General features: G+C 66.4%; 4 protein-coding genes and 2 pseudogenes. 1 reads left to right on the top strand and 5 read right to left on the bottom strand.

Annotated elements, in window-relative coordinates; genetic code table 11:
* Positions 1 to 191: pseudogene (locus AB0F10_RS44360) on the bottom strand (hypothetical protein); the annotation flags it as partial.
* A gap of 261 nt (positions 192 to 452) precedes the next feature.
* The gene (locus AB0F10_RS44365) at positions 453 to 1,010 is read right to left on the bottom strand and encodes a phosphoglycerate mutase family protein (RefSeq protein ID WP_360640395.1); all 558 of its coding nucleotides are present in this window, start codon (positions 1,008 to 1,010) and stop codon (positions 453 to 455) included.
* Positions 1,011 to 1,709: 699 nt separating this feature from the next.
* Here AB0F10_RS44365 and AB0F10_RS44370 point away from each other — a divergent pair.
* Positions 1,710 to 2,072, top strand: a complete 363-nt coding sequence (locus AB0F10_RS44370) for a transposase (RefSeq protein WP_360640398.1) — start codon at positions 1,710 to 1,712, stop codon at positions 2,070 to 2,072.
* Here AB0F10_RS44370 and AB0F10_RS44375 read toward each other — a convergent pair.
* From AB0F10_RS44375 to AB0F10_RS44385, 3 genes and pseudogenes are all read right to left on the bottom strand, one after another.
* Positions 2,018 to 2,581, bottom strand: coding sequence for an NUDIX domain-containing protein (locus tag AB0F10_RS44375; protein ID WP_360640401.1), 564 nt, complete (start codon positions 2,579 to 2,581; stop codon positions 2,018 to 2,020). The two genes, AB0F10_RS44370 and AB0F10_RS44375, sit on opposite strands and share 55 nt — an antisense overlap.
* A 176-nt stretch (positions 2,582 to 2,757) precedes the next feature.
* Positions 2,758 to 3,597 (bottom strand): hypothetical protein, encoded by an 840-nt coding sequence (locus AB0F10_RS44380; protein WP_360640405.1) that lies wholly within the window; start codon positions 3,595 to 3,597, stop codon positions 2,758 to 2,760.
* Between the two features lie 658 nt (positions 3,598 to 4,255).
* Positions 4,256 to 4,333 (bottom strand): annotated as a pseudogene (locus AB0F10_RS44385) (IS6 family transposase); the annotation flags it as partial.
* Positions 4,334 to 4,549: the final 216 nt, after the last annotated feature.

The raw sequence follows: 4,549 nt of genomic DNA on the forward strand, positions 1-4,549 counted from the left end.
CAGCAGGGCCGCCGGCCACGCCCGGTCCGCGGGAGCGAACCGGACCCCTCGCCATGCAGTTGCCGTTCGAACACCATGATCTGGTGACGCAAGGCAAGGATCTCGGCGTCCTTGTCACGGTCACTCATCGGCAGCAGCCGCAACAGAACCAGAGCGTTGGTCACACCGAGATAGGCCAGTCGTAGCAACACAACCGATCATCTTCGCGGAGCAGGGCGCATCGAGCATCGCCGAGGTCCGGTCGCTGAAACCAGCCCGAGTCCGGGCCGCACGCATCGGCTGCCGAAATGGCTGTGACCAGCGCGGATGAGGTTTTCGGTACCCGCAGGGTCCTCGACTCGTGGATCTTGACCGCCGGTGAGTCGGCTGTGGCTCCGGCGCCCTTTCACTCTCCGTGCAATCGATCACGAAGGGACTCGCGTGCGGGTGCGCGGAGCCGATGTGAGTGCCGTTCAGGAATCGCCCAACAAGCGACCAGTGATAGTGAGTCCCCCGTCGACGAGCTGTAACGCGTACCAACCGCCGCGGTCGACCAGCGAAGGCAGCGACGTGCCGTAGGCGCCGGCCAGCAAGGACAGCAGGACCGGAATGACGTCACCGTGAGAGCAGGCCACGACGTTGCCACCCACCTGAGTGCCCGCCATCCGGGCGAGCGCGCCGAGTGCCCGACCAGCGGTCCAGGCGCCCGCAACCGTTGCCCCCATCGGCGCATAGACTCCCTCGACCCACTCGGTAGGTTGATGAAAGCCCGCTGCCTCATAGAGCTCAGGTAAATCGATGACCTCCAGCCCGGATGCCGCGGCCATGGGCTCCACGGTCTGCCGGCAGCGCAACGTCGGGCTGGTGTAGATCGCGTCGATGTCGGTGCCGAGTGCGCGCGCCAGCTCTTGCGCTTGCTCTTGGCCAGCACTGCTTAGCGGGCGATCGTCGTGGTTCTCGGCCCACCCGTCACGCGATACGGATGCGCAGTGCGGTACCAGGATGACCGTGATGTTCGCGCAGTTGAGCATGAGCCACATTCTGTGTGAAGAGCCACCGTCCAACCAGCGCACTCTCATAGCCGCAGACAAGGCCCGTCCCGCCGCCGACGCGCGTCACGGTGCGTGAGCAGTGCGCTGGCAGACTCCAGGCGTATCCCGTCCCACCCAGGGGTAGTGCCCAAACTCGCGAACATCGAGATCAGTGAGGTCCGTTGGTGCCGCAACTCTGCGACATCTGGTGCCGGAACTCGGCTCTGGCGCAGATTGTGTGATGGACGTCGGCCGATGAGTCGTTTGTTCGGCTGTGCGATGCCGTCGAGCAACTCCTCCCGCACCTGGCCGGTATCAAGATCGAGGAGGTGCAGTCGGGCGCCGAAGTTGTCGTCACAGCCGCCGTGCGCGGTGATCGAGGCACCTGCCCGGCCTGCTCCAAGTCGTCGTCCGGGTGCATTCGTGTTACGGACGGACCCTGACGGATGCGCCAGTTGCCGAGCGGCCGGTACGGATTTCGCTGACAGTGCGACGTTTCTTCTGCGACAACCTGGATTGCCAGCGTAAGACCTTTGTCGAGCAGGTCGACGGGCTGACTCGGCGCTGGTCACGTATGAGCGATGGCCTCCGGCGGATGCTGACGACGATCGGGCTAGCGCTGGCTGGGCGGGTGCCCGGCTGGCCACGACGTTGGGTATGCCGACCGGCCGTGATCGTCTCCTTCGTCTAGTCCGGGCGTTGCCCGATCCGCCCATCGGTGACATCGCCGTGCTGGGAGTCGATGACTTCGCGATCAAGCGAGGTCACAACTACGGCACTGTGCTGATCGACTGCCAGACCCGCAAGGTCGTGGACGTGCTGGTCGGGCGGAATGCCGAACCGGTGACGGCCTGGCTGCAGGAGCACGCGAACCCGGCGGTCATCTGCCGGGACCGGGCAACCGCATACGCGGAGGCGGCCCGGACTGCGGCGCCGGAAGCGGTGCAGGTCGCGGCCAACCGACTGGCCCGTGGCGTCCTTCCCTTACCCGCACAGACCAGAAACCGTCAGCGTTGGCCGAGCACGAGGCCGGCCTGCACCAGTCGGGTGATCAACTGCTGAATCGCGGGAGCGCACCGGTCGGCATCGACGGCAGAAAACCATGCCACCTCCGCGATTTCGTCTTTCGGTGCTGGCACCGCGTCGCTTTCGCCAGTGAAGCAGACGAGGCGGACGTCGGTACCCGGCCGACCGTAAGCAGCCGTAACGATCTCCGCAAACAGCGTCAGGTCGTCGGGGCGTAACTCGATACCCACTTCCTCCGCAACTTCGCGCGTCGCGGCTTCCTCCAAGGTTTCGTCAGGCTCGGGCACCCCGCCCGGAAGAAAGAAAACATCTTGGCCGTGAGGCCGCACCACGAGCAACCGTCGGTGACGAATACAGGCCCACGTCGCCGCCGTTACCTCGGAAATCGACACGACCACGACCTTACCGTCGATCAATGATCGTGATGGGTCACGCTTTCCGCGCCAGAGCCCGGAACTCACGAACAGAGCCAGTCGTGGCTTCGGCAGCGCGTCGCTGCGCTGACCGATCGACCAAGCACCGTCCGCGCCAAACCAGCCTCTCACCGTGGTTCACATAACCGGGTCGGACCAGGTCCGGGTCCCGGGATTACGGCGTTCTGGCCGCGCTGATCCGAATTCGAGTTGACGCATAGCTACACCGATGCGATAAGAGACGCCGACTGACAGGCACCGCACCCTTGTCCCCAACAAGCACGGATCGGTGCACCGCTGGCTGCCACTTACTCGGGGACCAGGGCGGCGGGGATCGGTTCGTTGTGGTGGTTCTCCCACGGCCACTGCTCGTCATCCCAGTCGACAAGCGTGCTGCATCGGTGCCGGAGCAAGTCGATGTCGCGGTTGAACGGCACGCCGCCGGGGTGTTCGGCCTTCGGTTGCAGCGCCGCGTCGACGTTGTAGAGCAACTGGTCGGTCAGCCAGTAGTCACGACGGAAACTCGTCCGCCACCTGGAGTGGGAACCCCAGCCGTGAGACAGGTCGCAGGCCGGCCGATACCGGCGCCGCGACGCCCAGTACATCGTCGACTTCGTCGCCACCGCAGGATCCAGATGATCGACGCCGGCGCGGACCGTTACCCCGGCCCGCATCATCATCAGCGAGCCGACCATCAGCCCTGGCCACCACCGAGCAGCGACCTGCGGCTGCGTCGTCGGATCGTCAGCGGGTTCGACGGCCACGACCTCGTGCAGAAACGGATGGAACGCTTGGCCGCCGGTCACCGGTCGGCCGGTTCCGGCGATGAACTGGTGATACGCCTGCGGGGGCAGCCAGTCCTGCGGCCGGTCCCGGTCGGTTGACGGTGGCTGCAGCGGCAGGATGAGAACGTCTGTGAGCCGGCTAAAGGCGTACAGCGCCCACCGGTCGGTGTCGGCGAGAATACGCGACGCCATTTCGGGCCGGCCGGCCTCGGACAGCGCCGCCAGGATGGCATGGTGCCGGGCCCGCCAGGGGTCGAACACGTCACGGCCCCAATCACCGCCGTCGTACTCTAGCGTCGGTTCGTAGAGTCCTTGCCGGATGTCGTGGTAGGCCTCCGGCGCGAACACCGTCATCGCGGTCACAACGATCAGTGTCCCAACCGTGAGGCTGCCGGTCGATGGTGTTTTACCGGTCGTTCCGGCCGCGGGTGACGAGTCGGGTGATGGCCGCCGAGAACTCGTGCAGGATCTCGGTGTCGACGTCGGTAGTGAAGGTGGGGTGGCCGCCGATCTGAAGGCCGGTCGTGGTGGCAGCCGGGATGGTCGGGCCAGCTCGCGGACATGCTCGTCCAGGGCGCCGATCAGCGCGAGGAACTGTGTCTGCGGCGCTGCAGGGCTTGGCCAAGCGGCGGGGGACACCGCCGGCGCCGAGGCCCTGTGGCGGCAGGCCGCCAACCACGGCAACACCGCGGCGTTGCGGGACCTGCCCAAGCTGCGGGAGCAGGCCGGAGTTGCCGGCACTGATCGCGTGCGGAGGTTTGGGCTGACTGGGTCGGGTGAGATCGCTGCGGGGTTGGACTTCGAGTCGCCGATTCCTGGCCTGCCTCGTTGAGGTACAACCCGACCGACAGCGCCGAAGGCGCCTCCAGGGTCACCACCATGCCGACCACGCAGCGGCTAAACACGCCGATCGCCGCAGTGAGGTCCGGCCGATCGGCAGCCGGAGAGCGGGCACCGCGTCGATCCCGAGCTCGTAATGGCCGCGGCGTAGGTTTGCACGAAGGCGTGCCGGCGATCACGCGCGCTCGGCCAGCAGTTCCTCGACGTCGCAGTACGACAGGCCGTAGCGCAGGTACCAGCGCACCGCCACCACTATCACCTCAGCCGGGAAGCGGAACCCGGCGAACGCCGACCGAGCAGGAGCAACACGACGAGGCCGACCCGCGACCTTCACCCGTCAACGATGCCTCGATCTTGCGATCAGCCAACGCAACGGAGCCTCGAGAAGCATCTGCTGGTCGACGGGTTCGTGCAGCGCTACACCCAGCATGACGGCACCGACGTCGACGGCCTGCCGCCCGGCGAGGGCGCCTTC

The organism is Actinoplanes sp. NPDC026623 (assembly GCF_040638275.1).
In the GTDB taxonomy this organism is placed as follows: domain Bacteria; phylum Actinomycetota; class Actinomycetes; order Mycobacteriales; family Micromonosporaceae; genus Actinoplanes.